Annotated in this window: 12 protein-coding genes and 1 pseudogene; 1 reads left to right on the top strand and 12 read right to left on the bottom strand. The window is 39.0% G+C overall.

Annotation, left to right across the window (positions count from 1 at the left end):
• Positions 1 to 444: 444 nt before the first annotated feature.
• The 7 genes and pseudogenes from CVT17_RS09525 to CVT17_RS03220 all read right to left on the bottom strand — a co-directional run.
• Positions 445 to 1176: pseudogene (locus tag CVT17_RS09525) on the bottom strand (cache domain-containing protein); the annotation flags it as partial.
• A 208-nt stretch (positions 1177 to 1384) separates the two neighbouring features.
• Positions 1385 to 1540, bottom strand: coding sequence for an EamA family transporter (locus CVT17_RS03245; protein ID WP_223154469.1), 156 nt, complete (start codon positions 1538 to 1540; stop codon positions 1385 to 1387).
• A 336-nt stretch (positions 1541 to 1876) separates the two neighbouring features.
• Positions 1877 to 4444, bottom strand: a complete 2568-nt coding sequence (locus CVT17_RS03240) for a molybdopterin-dependent oxidoreductase (protein WP_107858643.1) — start codon at positions 4442 to 4444, stop codon at positions 1877 to 1879.
• 83 nt (positions 4445 to 4527) lie between these two features.
• Positions 4528 to 5103: a cytochrome C gene (locus CVT17_RS03235; RefSeq protein WP_107858642.1), complete on the bottom strand. Its 576-nt coding sequence runs from the start codon at positions 5101 to 5103 to the stop codon at positions 4528 to 4530.
• Between the two features lie 99 nt (positions 5104 to 5202).
• Complete coding sequence (locus CVT17_RS03230) at positions 5203 to 5625, bottom strand: EamA family transporter (RefSeq protein WP_021085058.1); 423 nt, start codon at positions 5623 to 5625, stop codon at positions 5203 to 5205.
• Positions 5626 to 5676: 51 nt separating this feature from the next.
• Entirely contained in the window at positions 5677 to 6600 is a 924-nt protein-coding gene (locus CVT17_RS03225; RefSeq protein WP_009293961.1) for a Dyp-type peroxidase, read from the bottom strand.
• A 23-nt stretch (positions 6601 to 6623) separates the two neighbouring features.
• Complete coding sequence (locus CVT17_RS03220) at positions 6624 to 7319, bottom strand: DUF4230 domain-containing protein (protein WP_103615569.1); 696 nt, start codon at positions 7317 to 7319, stop codon at positions 6624 to 6626.
• Between the two features lie 280 nt (positions 7320 to 7599).
• Between CVT17_RS03220 and CVT17_RS03215 the strand changes: the two genes are divergently transcribed.
• Positions 7600 to 10791, top strand: a complete 3192-nt coding sequence (locus CVT17_RS03215; RefSeq protein WP_107858641.1) for a S8 family serine peptidase — start codon at positions 7600 to 7602, stop codon at positions 10789 to 10791.
• Between the two features lie 45 nt (positions 10792 to 10836).
• On the opposite strand, the gene ilvA is transcribed toward CVT17_RS03215, so the two are convergent.
• From ilvA to CVT17_RS03190, 5 genes are read right to left on the bottom strand one after another with little or no spacing between them, the layout of a single operon-like run.
• Positions 10837 to 12048, bottom strand: a complete 1212-nt coding sequence (ilvA, locus tag CVT17_RS03210) for a threonine ammonia-lyase (RefSeq protein ID WP_107858640.1) — start codon at positions 12046 to 12048, stop codon at positions 10837 to 10839.
• Between the two features lie 22 nt (positions 12049 to 12070).
• Positions 12071 to 13174 (bottom strand): tRNA (uridine(54)-C5)-methyltransferase TrmA, encoded by a 1104-nt coding sequence (gene trmA / locus CVT17_RS03205; protein WP_107858639.1) that lies wholly within the window; start codon positions 13172 to 13174, stop codon positions 12071 to 12073.
• Positions 13175 to 13176: 2 nt separating this feature from the next.
• Complete coding sequence (locus CVT17_RS03200) at positions 13177 to 14871, bottom strand: Na+/H+ antiporter NhaC family protein (protein WP_103593084.1); 1695 nt, start codon at positions 14869 to 14871, stop codon at positions 13177 to 13179.
• A gap of 9 nt (positions 14872 to 14880) precedes the next feature.
• Positions 14881 to 15627 carry an SDR family NAD(P)-dependent oxidoreductase gene (locus tag CVT17_RS03195; protein WP_107858638.1) on the bottom strand — a complete coding sequence of 249 codons (747 nt, stop codon included), beginning with the start codon at positions 15625 to 15627 and terminating at the stop codon, positions 14881 to 14883.
• An 8-nt stretch (positions 15628 to 15635) separates the two neighbouring features.
• Positions 15636 to 16847 carry an ankyrin repeat domain-containing protein gene (locus CVT17_RS03190; RefSeq protein ID WP_107858637.1) on the bottom strand — a complete coding sequence of 404 codons (1212 nt, stop codon included), beginning with the start codon at positions 16845 to 16847 and terminating at the stop codon, positions 15636 to 15638.
• Between the last annotated feature and the right edge of the window lie 15 nt (positions 16848 to 16862).

Below are 16862 nucleotides of genomic sequence, written 5' to 3'. Positions count from 1 at the left end.
ATTCGGAGTAGAGTTAATCTTGGCTCCCATGTGGCCTTTTATCATGAGATTTGCTATACCGTTCATCTCGTCTATTAAGGCGCTGTCTTTTTTAACGCCGTTAAGGACTTTTTCTATATTTTCGTTAATAGATTCGCTCATTCTACCGAATTCGTCTTGCGTAGTTACTACTAGCTTTTCCGGAGCGTTAGGGGTTTCGTAGGTGATAAATTTAAACGCATCTTCAAGCTTAGTTTGAATAGTTCTAATAGGGCTAAGGGATTTTTTAAGAAGAGTAAATACGATAGCCGAAAGTATGACTATAAAAGCTACGGCAAGGATTATTTGGGCTTTTAATAAAGGCAAGGTATTAGACGAAAAAGTATCCGCTCCGATAGCGGCTACGGCTAACCAGCCTTGATCGTTTATAGGAAGGACTTTGGCGGTTACGTTTTCGCCTTTATAGTTTGTATAAGGAATAAGTCCATTTTCATCAAATTTTTTAGCTGCAAAAGCCTCAGCAATATATTTGCTAGCAGGAACGGTTTTACCAACATTGTTTGGGTCATTATGCATTAGCATTACGCCTTCTTTATTTATTAAATAGACGTAGCCATATTTTGTTTTACCCATTTCAAGAATTTTTTTACTTAAAGCATCCATATTTAAATCAAGCCCCAAAACACCATCAAAATTTCCATTTTTATTTACTGGAGCAGCAAAACTAATTACTAAAGCGTTAAACAAGGCAGCTTTATAAGGTTCGGTATAGATAGCACCATTTGCGCTCTTTGCTGCTTTATACCAACCTCTAGTTCTAGGATCGTAGTTATCGGCTGGAGTTGTTCTAGTGCCGTCAGACTGGAAAAAATGTCCATCACTCTCGCGACCATAAAAAATATCAGTAACTAGACGACTAACGCTTTCTTTTTGCATTTTTGTTTTTTCCATGTACGAGTCATCATTATTTGGTGTTTGTGCTATATCCAAAGCATACTTTTTAGCAACTTCTAAATATTCTTCAAAAAAAGAATCCGTAGTAGCTTTGATGTCACTTAGAATCTGATCCTGGGTCTGGCTGACCAACTCTACTACCTTACTTTCCGCTGTATAGTAGCTGACTGCCGAAATAGCAGCAAACGAAATAACTAGCAATGAGATGATAATTATCGCTATCTTTGAAGTTATGGACTTCATCTTTCCTCCTTTAAAAAGTTAAAATCGCTTTAATTTATCGAAAAAGAATTAAAATTAGTATTAAATTTACCCTCTATTTAATGCTTTTTAAAAATTAATAAAGATATCTTGATAATTAAAAATTTTTGAATAAATTTTAGATCACAAAATGCCATTAAATAAGCTAGTTTTGTTTTTTGTTATTTTGCTAGATATAGAGTATAAATTTTTACTTGAAAATCAATAAAATAACGCCTGAAATAATAAGACAAATGGCTAAAATTTCTTTGTAATTTAGCCTCTCACCAAAAAAGATGATAGCCAAAATAACAGCAAGCACAACGCTAAATTTATCAACTAAGGCTACTTGATAGACCTTATACACTCGCAACTATAAAAATCAAGCCTAAGAAGATGTCAAAGATATCTTGAATTTTATATCTATCTTGTTCATCCTTTAAATTTATACTATTCTTGATATAAATGTATAACTCTAATTACCAAGATTACTGGATTGATGTTTTTAAATTTTAAAATAATCAGCCAAATAACTTTTTTACAATATAGCTATAGCCTTATTTGCTTCTCTTCTAAACATCTGTTGCGAAATAAGAATTGATAGAACTATAGACTTTAAATATAAATTTAAGCTTTTTGTAAATAGAAGATCTGTTTTAAATTTTAAGTTCAAAAGCAGGAGAAGACTCCCCTGCTTTTAATATTATTTAGAAATTTTTGGCTCAGCAAAAGCTGTAAGCTTTAATGCCTCATCACCTTTATATTTCTCAATATTTACAAGAGCTGTGTGGCTAATGTTGCCATTTGCTAGCTTACTTGTTGGGATATCTATGGTTAGCACGTTTGCAGAGCCGTTTTTGCAGATGCCACTATCAAAGCCGTCATACCAAGCGCCCTCAGCTAGTTTTACAACGCCCTCTTTGATATTTTTAGTGACATGAGCACCTGCTAGCACCTCGCCACGTGCGTTAAACACACGCACCAAGTCGCCGCTTTGTACGCCAAGCTCTTTTGCGTCTTTTTCGTTGATCCAGATAGGCTCGCGGTTTGCGATCACATAGTTGTCACGAAGTGAAGTTTGGCTTAGCTGTGAATGCAAGCGGTCTGTTGGGTGAGCGCTTATCATGTGGAATTTAGCTGGTTTATCTTTCATGCCTAGCCACTCGATTGGCTCAAACCACATTGGGTGTGCCTTGCAGTCGTCGTAGCCCATTTTCTCGATAGTCTCTGAGTAAATTTCTATAAGACCGCTTGGAGTTCCAAGAGCATTTAGTACAGGATCTTCTCTAAATTCGCCAAATCTCACCCAACTATCGCTATCTTGAGATGAAGCAAATGTAACTGGCTTGTTCTCGTTCCAAAACTCTTCAAATGGTTTCATATCAGTAGTTAGCTCTGGTACAGCCTTGACCTGAGCGTAGGCTGCGTCATAGTACTCTTTGATCCAGTCAAACTCATCCTTGCCGTTATCTGTGTAGGCAATTACTAAATTTTTAGCATAAGCCTTGCAAAGATCGATGAAAATTTGATAATCGTCTCTTGCCTCGTGGTATTTCTCAACGACTTGCTTCATTGGCACGATGTTCATATTTGAGTAGTCACCGGTCATGGTGATATCGTTTCTCTCGTACTCTGTAGTGACTGGGAAGACAATATCAGCCATTTTAGCTGTCGGTGTCCAGTATGCTTCGTGAACGACAACCGTTCTTGGCTTTCTCCACGCTTTTAAATTTGTATTTGTATCTTGGTGGTGTACAAGTGGGTTGCCGCCGACCCAGTAGATAAAGTCGATATCTGGATAGGTGATCTTTTTGCCGTCGTGGTCGATCACTTTACCAGGATGTAGCAACGCATCAGCAATCCTTGCGACCGGGAAGGCATAGTTGGTTGCCTTTTGTAGCCAACTTTGGCCTGTGCCTGCTGCTGCGGCTGCCTTTGCGACGAAGCGACCTCGTTTGTCAAACTCACCTGTATCCGTGCCTATAAACTCGCCCTTATCGTTAAATTTACCCACACTTGCACTATTTACTCCGCCAATGACTGCACCCTTGCATGTTGGTGCGCCACCGTTTGAATAGTGATAGCTAAGCCCGAATCCACCGCCAGGAAGTCCGATCTGTCCTAGCATCGCCGCCAAAGTCACCATCGCCCAGTGTGGTTGCTCGCCGTGGTGAGCGCGCTGCATGCCCCAGCCGCTCATTATCATAGTGCGGTTTGCGATAAATGTATCAGCTAGCTCTTTTAAAGTATCTTTATCGATGCCACAAATTTTGCTCGCCCACTTTAAATTTTTAGGAGTATTGTCTGTCTTACCAAGTAGATATGGGAGAAATTTATCAAAGCCTGTTGTGTAGGTTTCAATGAAATTTTTATCATACTTGCCACTCTCGTATAAGTAGTGTATCATACCAAGCATCATCGCTGTGTCGGTGTTTGGCACAGGGGCTATCCACTGAGCTTTGTCGAAGTATTGCGCTGTTTCAGACTTGATAGGATCGATAACGATCACTTTAATATCTTTTTTATTTTTAAGCTCTTCAAAGTATTTAAAGCCCTGCTCATCAGTCGCTGTCCAAGCTATGCGAAGTGTCGCAAGTGGGTTTGCACCCCAAATGACTACGACTTTTGAGTTTTCAAGCACGACTGGCCAGCTGGTTTGCTGCTCATAGACCTCGATACTACCCACAACGTGAGGCATTATGATCTGGCTAGCACCTGTTGAGTAGTCCCCTAACGAGCCAACAAAGCCACCACTAAGGTTCATAAATCTATGAAGTAAAATTCTTGAGTTATGCACGTTTCCACTTGACTTCCAGCCATAGCTACCCGCAAATACACTTTGTAAGCCTTTTTGCGCTCTTGTTTTTTTCAGCTCTCTTGCAACTAGCTTGATCGCCTCCTCATAAGGCACCTCAACCCACTCATCCTTGCCACGAAGCTCTGGCTTTGGACTATCTGGATTTTCAAGGTAACTCTTTCTTACTGCTGGTCGCTTGATACGACATTTGTAGATCATATCTGGTGTGTAGTGCTGAAGTGGGTTGTAAATTTCACTTGTTTTTTGGATAGGCTCTGACTTTACTGCTACACCGTTTTTGGTTGTCACTTTTAACATACCCCAGTGGGCAGCTGTGATGACCTCGCTATCTCTTAAAACACTCTTTTTTACGCCATCAGCAAATAAATTTGATGCTGTTACGCTTGAAAGCAAAGGTGTCGCTGCAATTGCTGTAGCACCTTTTTTTAGAAAATCTCGCCTGTTCTCGTTCATCTTATCTCCCTTTCATTATAAGTTTTCTTTTAAATAAGCTAAACTTTAATATTTGTTTTTACTCTCCGCTACAAAAGTTTTGCTTATTTACCTAGATTTACGTCAGATGAGTGTTTTTGAAGGTATTCAACAACCAACCACTCGTCTTTTTTCTCTATTGCGGTTCTGCCGATCATTGATTTTAGAAGTGACGGCCATTGGTTAGCGTTGAAATGTGTGGTTTGAGGCAACGCATGGCAAACACCACAACTCTCTTTATACATCTTGTCAGCTTTTGCAAACATCGCGTTTACGTCAGTGCTAAAGCCATCTTTTTGAACAAAAACTGTTGTTTCTACCTCGTTCCATTTACCGTTTTTGCCCTCTTTTGTCACTTCGATGTCAAAAGGTGCAGTTTTTGCAAACGCTACTGAGATGATCCTCGCGCCATCAGCAAAATAAACTACGTTGCTAACGGCTGGGTTTTGATAGCCTTTTACTTTTATCTGCGCTCTGTCGCCGCTTGTTTGTAAAATTTCAACTGCGTTGGTTGGTAGCAGTCTGCCTATACTTTTGTTTGAGCTAGCATCGCCATAAACGTCTTTAACGACATCTGTATAGTTTAGGCCAGCACCAAATGCAGCACAAGCCACGATAGCTGAAAGAATGATTTTTTTCATATTTCTCCCTTTAAAAATGAATTTCTCTAAATTCTAGGGGCTTTTAGATTAATTACAAATTAAAATTAAAAAAATACTTTAAGAATAACGCAGAAAATTTTATTTAAAAATGAGTAGAAACACGCCAGATACGATAAGACAGACGGCTAAAATTTCTTTTAAATTTAGCCTCTCACCAAGAAATATGACAGCCAAAATGATAGCCAGCACAACGCTAAACTTATCAACCAGCGCTACTTGATAGACCTTGCCTGCTTGCATAGCTTTAAAATACATAAGCCACGAAAGACCAGTCGCCATGCCACTTAGTATGAGAAAGAGCCAGTTTTTAGGGCTTAGCGAGCTTAGCGGTTGCCATTTTTTAGCCACGCTTAAAAGCAAAACAAGCATCAAAATGACAACGATCGTTCTTATAAATGTCGCAAAATCGCTATCGATGTCCTTTACGCCTAGCTTTGCAAAGATCGCTGTAAGTGCAGCAAAAACAGCCGAAAGAGCTGCATAGATAAACCACTCTGGCATCTTTATCCTTATAAATTTAAAGGGGCAAATTTGCTTCGCCCCAAGCTAAATTTATCCCTCGTAATCGCCAAGCATATCAAGCGTAGGAGCAAAATATAAAGCCCCAGTTACTGGCGTACTAAAGTCAAGCAGCCTATCTGAGTTGCCTTTTGGCTCGCCGATAAACATCTTTTTAAGCATAAGCTCAACCGTTGAAAATGTGCTCGCATAAGCGATGAAGTAAGTGCCTGTTTTGCTGCCTTCAGTAAATGGCATATTGCCGCGCACGACCTTTTTATCGTCGCCGACATTTGCAGCAGCTGAGTGTGAATTTGTAGGTTTTACGCTCTCATCCATCTCGATGTCATACTCTTTTGAGCGGCCTATAACCTTTTCTTGCTCGCTTACGCTTGTAGCGTTCCACTCTTTCATTTTGTGGAAGTATTTTTGAACAAAAACGTAGCTACCGCCTTTAAATTTAGCGTCCTCTTTGCCGACTTTTGCAAAAAGATCTCTATCTTCACCATCAGGATTTTCAGTGCCATCAACAAAGCCAATTATCGCTCTGCCATCGTGGTATTTAAAGCCTTGAGTCTCATCTGTAAGCTCTGCAAATTTAAACAAAACTTCTTTGATATTTTGCGCCATGTCAAAGCAGTCAGCCGCATTTAGCGCGCGGATGTGGATGTGTATATCGCCCTTCGTGCTAACGGCTTCATGTTTATCGCCTTTGATCGCTTTAAAATTTACAAGCTCTTTTGGCAATTCTTTTGAAATTTCAAGCTTTTTCCAAGCATCATGACCCACGCCAAGGACGCAATTTACATTTTCATTTGCGCCAAATCTAACTTTGGCAGTTTTATTTAAATTTACAACCAAAGCACAAAGCTTAGCAAAGCCCTCTTTACATGCCTTTTTGTCGCCTTTTAAGACCCATGTTTGAAAGACTGTGTTGTTGCCTGGTGCTTGTGTGACCTCTTGTGAATTTACACTCATTTTTTCTCCTTTAAATTTTGTTTTTATGCGATATTTTCTAAATTTAGTTGCTCGTTGATCTGATCATCGCTATCGTCAAAGACAAACTCGACCTTGTTTGCGCCAAAGCTCTTAGCTATCGCTTCAAGCGTGTCGCGGGCTGATTTGTGAATTTTACTTTGAAGCTGCGAGATAAGGCGAACGCTCATCTTTTTAACCTCGTTTCTAGCCTCTTCTATTAGCCTATTTTTATCTTCTTCTGTAAAAGTGCTACCAAAAAAGCCATTTAGCGAGTCAGGCAGCAAAAATGGTATAAATTTGCCGTTTTTTTCGTCGTAAAATTTCATATCTGCGATTGAAAATTTATACTTACATGGGGGCATTTTTATCTTGTAGCTAGAGTTTGCGATCTGCATGATCTCGAGTCTAGGGCTAGTTAGATCGTAGATGAAATTTATCTCAAATTCAAATATCATCGAAAGCTTCTTTTCGCTTACCAGCCACCTTAGATACTCTTTGCCAAAATTTCCAAATGCATGATCTGTCTTTGTGACGATCTCTTTGCTATATACCTGAAAGACAGACAGTTCGCCGATGCTTTTAAGCTGCGAAATTTCAGTGCTGACTGAAACATTTTCGCTATCATCTTTTGCCTTTTTTAGCGCTTTGTTTGACCTATAAAATGCAAATGCCAAAATAGCTAGCAAGATAGCTAATATCAAATTTGCGTATTCGCTCATATTTTCTCCTTTAAAGTCTGCTATTTTAGCTTAAATTTGTAAAGCAGAGATGAAATTCTACTTTTATTAAAAATTATATTTAAATAATTGTTTTAAAATAAAATCGTAATTAATAATATTTATGTGATACCATTTTAATCATTTTTTCATATCTTATAGTAAAAATAGCGTAAAAAAGGGATTATTAAAGTAAAAATTTATCATAAATTTTAATATTTTAATTAATAATTTATTTTAAGGATATTACAATCCATTTAAATTTTATGCAAAAGGATGAGATGTGAAAAGATCCATTTTAAATAAAAAATGTATTTTTATAAGTGCAGCTTGTTGTGCTCTTTTGTTTACAAATTCGCTAAAAGCCAACGATCAAGAAAGTGGTAAATTTGGCGACATAAGTAGCTGGCAGAGCGCTGAATATGAAGCATACTGGGGACTAAAGCGTATCAATGCAGCTATTGCGTATGCTCTTGGAGTGACAGGCAAAGGTGTGACGCTTGGCGTTATGGACTCTGGCGCATTACTTAGCCACCCTGAACTTAGTGACGGTAGGATAAGCGCACTAAAAATTTCTGGTAGCTACTACAAAGACGGACAAAAATATCCAGATACTGAGCACGGCAACTCTCCTTTTTTAAAAAAAGGAAGCACTGATAAAAATAGAGCTGACTTTGGCGACTTTAAAAAAGGTGATAAATTTGAAGCTGATGGCAACTGGATCGCTGGTGTAAACGACTCGCACGGCACGCACGTAGCTGGCACAATTGCTGGCTCAAGAGATGGTAAAGGGATGCATGGTGTAGCATTTGACTCAAAACTTATAGTAGGAAATACTGGCGGAACCGATGGTATGACATATGGACCAAACCAAGACTACAACTTCTTTTTAGCATCTTATGAGGGACTAGCTAAAGCTGGTGCAAGAGCTATAAATAATAGTTGGGGTTCAAACCGAAAATTTTATAAAGCTTATGAGGGAGCAACTGGATTTGATGGTGGCAATAGCTTAGATATAAAAGATCTTGACGCAGCCTATAAAAGCTACTATCCATTTGTCACAAATGGTAAAAATTTCTTAGATGCTGCTTATGAAGTCGCCAAAAAATACGGCATCATTCAAGTCTTCACTGCCGGAAATAGAAATGGCATGAAAGAGTCATACACAAGAGCAATGCTTCCATATTTTCGTCCAGATGCTGAAAAATACTGGATAAACGTTACTGGAATGACAGATGGCGATGCACAACATTTTAATACCGCAGGACACTCAAAATGGTGGAGTATCGCAGCACCTGGTAAAAGTATAAAATCAAGCACAGTTGATCCTAAAAATGGAAACGCTGGTTATGATAGCTGGGATGGTACATCAATGGCAGCTCCACACGTCACTGGCGCACTTGGTCTTGTCATGCAAAGATATCCATATATGAGCAACTCTCAAGCAAGAGATGTTTTACTAACTACCGCAAGACAAGTTAGAGATGAGTTTAAAAAGCCAGCCGATACAAGAAGAATTTCTGGTTTTACTGCGCCACTTGGCGTACCTGATGAGCGCTGGGGCTGGGGAGCACTTGATATGTCAAAGGCTATGTTTGGACCAGGACAGCTACTAGGCGTATTTGATGTAAGTCTAGACACAGATGATCTTTACTCAAATAATATCAGTGATGTAGCTATAAAATACAGAAAGACTGAAGATGAGGCAGAGGCAAAAATTTGGGCTAATCGCAAGGCTGAGCTTGAGAAAATGTCAAATTTAACAGCCGAGCAAAAGGCTGAACTTGATATAGGCAACGCTAGAGAAAAAGCAAGAGAACAAAGAGCTAGCGAAGGCTATGAAGGAACTCTTATTAAGAGGGGCCTAGGCACTCTAAAACTAGCAGGCACCAACTCATACACTGGCAAAACCATAATAAAAAGTGGCAAGATCACAGCACTAAATCAATCACTAAAATCAAGCGAAGTAGTAGTCGAAAATGGTGGTGCACTTGAGATTGTTAAAGAGATGAGTGTTAGAGAGATTGATAGAAATAAATTTTCTCAAAAGCTATCTTTTAAAGATGTAACTAGAAAAAGCACAAATGACGCAGTAAAAGCTACTATAAAAACAGGTGGTAGTTATATCATCTCAAATAACGCAGCAAATTTAAATCTAAATTTTGAAAAGAACTCTATCATAGATATAAGCAAGCCAGATGTAGATATCATGAAAAGACTATATGATGATAGCTCAAAGGCAAAAACTTACGCTGTAACTGGAAATTTTAGTGGCTATAATGACACCGTCTTAAGAAAATATGCATTTTTTGACCTTACTAGAAACTATAGCGACAACAAGCTAGAACTAACACTCAAAAAATCAAAAAATACAATAACAAGTATAGCAGCTAGCGACAACCAAAAAAGAGTAGCACAATTCATAGAGAGCACAGCTGGCAGACCAGCACTCCTTGCTTCGCCGTTTAGAAGTAGACCAACAGTCATCACGAGCGATCTATACAGACACTTCATCTACGCTACGCCAAAAGAAGCAAGTGATACGCTAAAAACATTTGCAAATAATGCAAATTTAGCTCAACATAATGCATTTTTACTAGAAAATATCTTGCTCAAAAATGCAATCATTAACCATGAATTTGATCCATTCAGCGCAAAAGCAATTGATGCGAGTGGCATGAAATTTTGGTCAAATACCATGGCTAATGCTATGAAATTTGACGATGTAAAAGCAAACTCATTCACTCAGCTTTTTGGATTTGACGGTAGTGTAAATGATGTTTTCACACTTGGTGGTGTGCTTGGTGCTAGCAGTGAAAAAGTAAAAGAAGATGGCGATGATGCTTATAAAACAAAAGGTACAAGTATCGGCATCTACGGAAAAAGCCAGATCGCTAGCACGAAAATAGACCTTGGTCTCATATATACAAATGCTAAACGAAAAACGCAAAATGGTGCTACGATCGTTAGCTTTTACTCAGATGAGCATGTAAAAAGCAAGGAAAAAGCACTTACTGCTTACGCAAATTTGGCATTAACAGTATTTAATAGTGCAAATTTCTCACTAAATCCTTATGTGGGTGCAAGCTATCTACGTATGAAAACTGATAGTACTAGCCAAAATATAGGAATTTTCAGAATGGATGTTGATGAAAAAACTAGGGATTTGGGTGTATTTAGCATAGGTCTAAACCCTAGTGTGCCATTTAGTCTTAGTAGTACAAAGATGAAATTTGAAGCTGATCTAGCCTACAATAGACTAGTTGGCGATACAAGACCAAATATCGGCGTAAATATCGCAAATGCTGGGTACTTGGAACTTGAAGGAAAAGAGGTGCGCGATCTTGGCACAGCTAGCCTTGGTGTAAAAGCTAATGTTTATAAAAATATAAATTTAGGTCTATCTTACACAGGTGCTTTTGCTAAAGACGTGAAATCAAACAGCGTAAATGTAAAATTTGAAATTTTGTTTTAATAGGTAAATCATGCTCGCTACTTTAAATAGTAGCGAGCCATTAAATTAAAATAGTTGAGTGAAAGAAAAACCGTTTTTAGTAAGAACTTCTTTGATCTTTTCTTGATGCTCAAGACCCTTTGTCTCAAGTGTGATAGTAATACTTGCATCACCATAATCAAGCCTTGTCGAGAAGCGATCGTAGTCGATCTTCACAATGTTTGCGTTTGCTGATTTGAGACTATCTGTTAAGCTCATGAGCGCTCCTAGCTTATCCACAAGCGTTATTTGCAAAGTCATCTTGCGGTGAGACTTGATAAGGCCCTTTTCAATGATGATAGAAAGTACCTGTACGTCGATATTTCCGCCACTTAGTACCACGCCTATCTTCGCACCTTTTTTAAATTTTATCTTATCATGCATAAGCGCTGCCACGCCAGCTGCGCCAGCTCCTTCTACAACGATCTTTTGCGTCTCTAACAAGAACAAAATCGCAGTTGCGATCTCCTCATCATCAACTTGCACAAACTCATCAACACACTCAATAATATTTGCCAGCGTGATCTCGCTCGCATCACGCACAGCTATACCATCAGCTATGGTGCGAACTGATTTTGAGTTTATGCTCTTTTTAGCGCCATAGCTATTAAACATCGCTGGAGCGCCTTTTGCACCGACACAGATTACTTTTGTCTTTGGATTAACTTGTTTTATACAACTAGCCACACCGCTAGCTAGCCCACCGCCGCCAACTGGGACAATGACTATGTCAAGGTCGCTTATCTCATCAAGCATCTCAAGCCCCACAGTGCCCTGCCCTGCCATGACGTACTCGTCGTTAAATGGATGAACGAATGTCATACCCTTATCTTTGGCGTAATTAACTGCAAAAGCATACGCCTCATCAAAATTATCACCTTTTAAAATAACCTCTGCACCAAGGTCTTTAGTACCAGCAACCTTTAGAAGCGGGGTTGATTCTGGCATGATGATACAAGCATGCACGCCAAATTCTTTCGCACTTATCGCTACGCCTTGAGCGTGATTGCCAGCACTTGCAGCCACGACGCCACGCTTTCTCTCTTCGTCGCTTAGGCTAGCTATTTTATTGTATGCGCCTCTTATCTTATATGCGCCGGTTCGTTGTAAATTTTCCTCTTTTAGATAGATGCTTGCTCCCAAATTTTTACTAAGTTTTGCACTCAGAGCAAATGGAGTTTTATTTACGAAATGACCGATCGTAATCTTTGCTTGGATGATTTTATTTAGTGAAACCATTTTTTATTTTTCCTTTTTTAAATTATTCTTTTGCCCTTAGTAGCACGCCGCATTCAATGTGATGAGTATTTGCAAACTGATCAAAAATGGCAAATTTTATCACTTTATGGCTTTTACAAAGCTCTTTTAAATTTTCTTTTAGAGTCTCTGGATTGCACGAGATATAGATGATATTTTTAAAATTTTTGATGAAATTTACAACACTTTCACTTAGTCCTGCACGGGGCGGATCAACAAGGACGTGAGAGAAGTTAAAGTCACTTAAATTTATATCCTTGAGCCTATTAAATTCCCTAACGCCAGCAAATGCGCTCATAAGCTCATCAGCATCCATTCGTAAAAATTTGATGTTTTTAGCCTTATTTAGCTCGCAGTTTTTAATAGCATTTGCGATCGAGCTCTTTGAAATTTCAGTGGCAAGTACATTGTTAAATTTAAAAGAAAGCGGAATAGTAAAATTTCCATGTCCGCAGTAAAGCTCCAGTAGGTCAGCACCGCCTTGCACGCACTCTTTTGCCCAAGCTATCATCTTTTCATTTACGGCTCTATTTGGCTGAATAAAGGCATTCTCACTTAGGCTAAATTTATAAATTTCACCGCCAACGTCTAGCTCATCGATCAAATTTAGCTCACCACTTAGTAGCTTTTGCCCACGCGATCTAGCAAGTATGGTGACGTCAAGCTTGCTAGCTAGAATTTTCATAGCCGCTTCAAACTCGCCATCAAGCCTTTTATGGTAAAGAAGTGTGACCAAAATACCGCTTTTACAAGAGATAAATTCCACTCCAAAAAGCTTTGCGCGTAAATTTTCATCACTTTGCAAATTTTCAAGTAGCCTTGGCATGAGATCTGAAATTTGCTCGCAAACCTTTGGACAATCATCTACAAAGACCTTTTTGCCCTTTTCGCTTGCATGCATCGTATAGCAAAGCTTGCTGCCTTCATGCCAGATGCCAAACTCAGCTCTCGTGCGGTAGTGTTTTGGTGTTGAGCTAAAAACATCAAACTCACCATCATAAAACTCTGAAAAATTTTGTTTTACAAGGTCAGTTTTAAATAAAATTTGCTCATCGTAAGGAGTAAAAAGAGTGCAAGAGCCACACTCTTTTAAATAATTGCAATCCAAATTTATGCTTCTACTTTCTTTCCAACAAATCTAACTAGCGCCCAAATCGCTAAAAATCCGCAAGGAAGCGCGATCCAAACGCTAAGACCAAGTGCAACTGGCAAGTAACCAACTAGCACACAAACCGCACAAACGCTAAGCGCGTAGACCATTTGAGTCGATACGTGATCGATATGATTACATCCTGCGCCCATTGATGAAAGTATCGTAGTATCCGATATCGGTGAGCAGTGATCGCCAAAGATCGCGCCTGTAAGCACGCCTGAAATATTTACAATCATATATGCATGCATCGCATCACCCTCTAGTCCGTAGTTTTTGCCGACCGCATAGGCTAGCGGGATAGCAAGAGGCATTAAAATTCCCATTGTGCCATAGCTCGTTCCAGTTGAGAAGCTAATAAATGAACCAAGGATAAAAACAGCCACTGGCAGGATAAATTTAGGTGTTGAAGAGCTTAATAGATCAACCAAATATCTTGATGTGCCAAGCTCTTTGATAACAGCACTAAGGCTCCATGCAAGAAGCAAGATTACAACTGTAATTATCATAGTTTTCCAGCCTTTTACCCATGTGCTGATAGCCTCTTTTACGTCAAAAATTTTACGCCAAACACCCATTGTGATAGCTACGATACTAGCAAGTAGTGCTGCTTGAAATAGCGATGTAGCTGAGTCTGCTGCGCCAAAAGTATCTTTAAATGTAGAAAATGAAAGCGGATTAGCAAGTGCATTTTTAAGAGTATCGCCCTCAAGTGCAGCAAGACCACTAAAGTAAAAACTAGTAAATGCACCAATAACTAGCACGAGAAGTGGTACAACAGCATTTGCAGCGCTTAATTTTACGCCCTCTTTTGGCTCAAGTGTTTTATCTTCAAGATCTTGGATTTGAGTTTTGCCAGAGTGAAGCTCGCCTCTTCTAGCGCGTCTTTCAGCTAATAGCATTGGTCCGTATTCACGTTGCATCAAGGCTGTACAGACTATAAAAAATAAGATGAAGAGGTTGTAAAATCTATATGGAATTGTCTCGATAAATATAGAATAAGCATTAATGCCAGTCTCTCCAACTAGCTCATAGCCCTTTTCGATGAGTGAAACCTCAAGGCCAACCCATGTCGAGATGATAGCAATACCAGCGATCGGTGCTGCGGTAGCATCTATAATAAAAGCTAGCTTTTCGCGGCTTATTTTAAATTTATCACTTATTGGTCTCATAATTGGACCTACTATTAGAGCATTTGCATAGTCATCAAAAAATACAAAAATTCCCATCAGCCACGTTGAAATTTGAGCTGAAATGCCGCTTTTTGCCTTTTTGCTAAGCCAAAGAGCAACCGCCTTTGTACCACCCATTTTTGTGATAAGTGCGACCACACCACCGATACAAAGCACTTGAAGTAAAATTCCTGAGTCAGTCTTATCAGCCATTGATTCAACGACCCTTGAAACGATACCTGTAAAGCCTTTTACGATACCCATAAAGATGTTTTCATTGATGATATTTATGAGAAATGTTCCGCTAAAAACACCTATAAATAGCGACAAGATGACGTCTTTTGTGATAAAAGCAAGTGCTATTGCCACAACAGGCGGTATAAGCGTAAATACGCCATAAATTTCAGCGTTTCTCTTTGCCACTTCTGGATCGACACCAAAAAGCGCAACGCTAAAAAAAAGTAATAATAAAATTTGTCTCACAAGAACTCCTTAAAATTTTTCTATCGCAAGTCCAGCCCAAGTCTGCGTATTTGCCATGACTTCGACTCTATTTATATTAACACTTCCAAGCATATTTAGACAATTTACCAAAATAGTCGCGATATCCTCAGATGTGATGAAATTTGTATTTTCATAAAGACTATCCGCTTTTGCCTTATCTCCTCTAAATCTAACCTCGCTAAATTCGGTCTTACAAAGCCCTGGCTCGATGTTTGTTACTCTGATATTTGTGCCAACTAGATCGTTTCTTAAATTTAAACTAAACTGCTTTACAAATGCCTTTGTGGCACCATAAACGTTGCTTCCAGGATATGGCCATGAGCCAGCAGTAGAACCCAGGTTAAATATATAGCCCTTTTCTTGCTTGTAAAGTAGTGGCAAAACCGCCTTTGTCGAGTAGATAAGACCTTTGACATTGGTGTCTATCATCGCCTCAAAGTCCTCCACCTTCGCATCTATCGTCTTTTCGAGTCCAAGCGCCATGCCAGCGTTATTTACAAGCACTTCTATATCCTTAAATTTATCAGGCAGGCTCTCAACCGCTTTAAAAACAGCTTCTTTATCGCGTATGTCAGCTACGATGATATGTGTATCGCCAAGCTCGCTTGCAAGCTTCTTTAGCCTATCTTCTCGCCTTGCAAGAGCGACTATCTTGTAGCCCTCTTTTGAGAGTTTTCTAGCGATCGCCTCGCCAAATCCAGATGTTGCACCGGTTACAAAAGCTGTCTTTTTCATGATTTTTCCTAATTGAAATTTGGTTTTAAACCCAAATTTTCTAAAAATTTGATCGTCTTTTCGTTTTGTTCTTTCATGGCATAGTCAAGCGCATTAAACCCAGCGTCATCAGTGGCGTTAATATCAGCACCATTATCCATCAAAAGCTTTAAAATTTCTGGCGTTGCGTGAGCTGCTGCATGCATAAAAACGCTTCTATTTGTATGCTCTAGACCACATGTATCTTCAACCTGCGTCATACCCAAATTTATCATATTCATCTTGGTATTTTCATCTATGTAGCTCTCGTTGGCATTGGCACCATTTTTTAGCAAAAGCTCGCAAAGAGGCGCATCATCAAACTGCACAGCGTAAAAAAGCGCGCTTTTTCCAAAGAAATTTTTGTGATTTACATCGGCTCTATTTGCAAGTAAAATTTTTACGTTTTCTATATTTTTTAAAGCAAAAAATAGCGGCGTCTCATCGCCCAAATTCACATCGGCCCCACGCCTTATGATCTCTTTTATCATGTCGCTACTTTTTTCGTTTAAAAGCGCGATATTAAGTAAATTTGTAAGCTCAGCGGTACTAAAATTTTTCGAGTAGAGCAAATTTGCCAGCTCATCGGAATTTATCCTTTGTGCCATCATGTTTTGCTCAGGTGTTAAAATTTTAGCTTTATTTACACTTTTACCAACGCCAAAAGTCAAAAACTCATTTACCACGCTAGTTGCGTAGTAAGCAGCACTTGCCGTATCAAGTCCCAGGCTTTCATAAAATTTTACAAGCGGAGTTTGAGCGTTTTTGTAAGCTTCGATAAATTTTTTATATTTTAAAAAATTAAACAAGCTCTCGTTTGCCCAGTATCTAAGATACTCCATTCTGGCGTCTTTTTCGCTCTCAGCAACCTCTGGCTTTGCAAGCTCTTTTGCGTAAAATTCAGGTGCGAATGACGCTTTTAGCAAAAGCCATCTAAACTTGTTTAAATTTTCTTTATAAACTCTATCACCAACGCAACTTTGAGACTCACTTCTCACAGCCACACTCGCATCAAAAAGCTCTTTCACCTCTTTTAAATTTAAAAGCGAACCATCACAGTAAAATAGCCCCTCATTCGTGTAAGCAAGATCGTTTGGAGTAGTTTTAAAGCTCTCTTTTTTGGCAAGATCACTGCACTCTAAAGCGTGTAAATTTATCAAAGAACAAACGCTAAAAAAGAGAAAAAAAACTACTTTTTTCATCAAAGCTCCTTAAAA

Source organism: Campylobacter concisus, assembly GCF_003048775.2.
GTDB lineage: Bacteria > Campylobacterota > Campylobacteria > Campylobacterales > Campylobacteraceae > Campylobacter_A > Campylobacter_A concisus_I.
This window is presented reverse-complemented; position numbering and strand designations above follow the sequence as displayed.

Excerpts from the sequence above, each read along its gene's own strand:
- CVT17_RS03240 (WP_107858643.1), bottom strand. The coding sequence starts at position 4,444 with ATGAACGAGAACAGGCGAGATTTTCTAAAAAAAGGTGCTACAGCAATT.
- CVT17_RS03235 (WP_107858642.1), bottom strand. The coding sequence starts at position 5,103 with ATGAAAAAAATCATTCTTTCAGCTATCGTGGCTTGTGCTGCATTTGGT.
- CVT17_RS03230 (WP_021085058.1), bottom strand. The coding sequence starts at position 5,625 with ATGCCAGAGTGGTTTATCTATGCAGCTCTTTCGGCTGTTTTTGCTGCA.
- CVT17_RS03225 (WP_009293961.1), bottom strand. The coding sequence starts at position 6,600 with ATGAGTGTAAATTCACAAGAGGTCACACAAGCACCAGGCAACAACACA.
- CVT17_RS03220 (WP_103615569.1), bottom strand. The coding sequence starts at position 7,319 with ATGAGCGAATACGCAAATTTGATATTAGCTATCTTGCTAGCTATTTTG.
- ilvA (WP_107858640.1), bottom strand. The coding sequence starts at position 12,048 with ATGGTTTCACTAAATAAAATCATCCAAGCAAAGATTACGATCGGTCAT.
- CVT17_RS03195 (WP_107858638.1), bottom strand. The coding sequence starts at position 15,627 with ATGAAAAAGACAGCTTTTGTAACCGGTGCAACATCTGGATTTGGCGAG.
- CVT17_RS03190 (WP_107858637.1), bottom strand. The coding sequence starts at position 16,847 with ATGAAAAAAGTAGTTTTTTTTCTCTTTTTTAGCGTTTGTTCTTTGATA.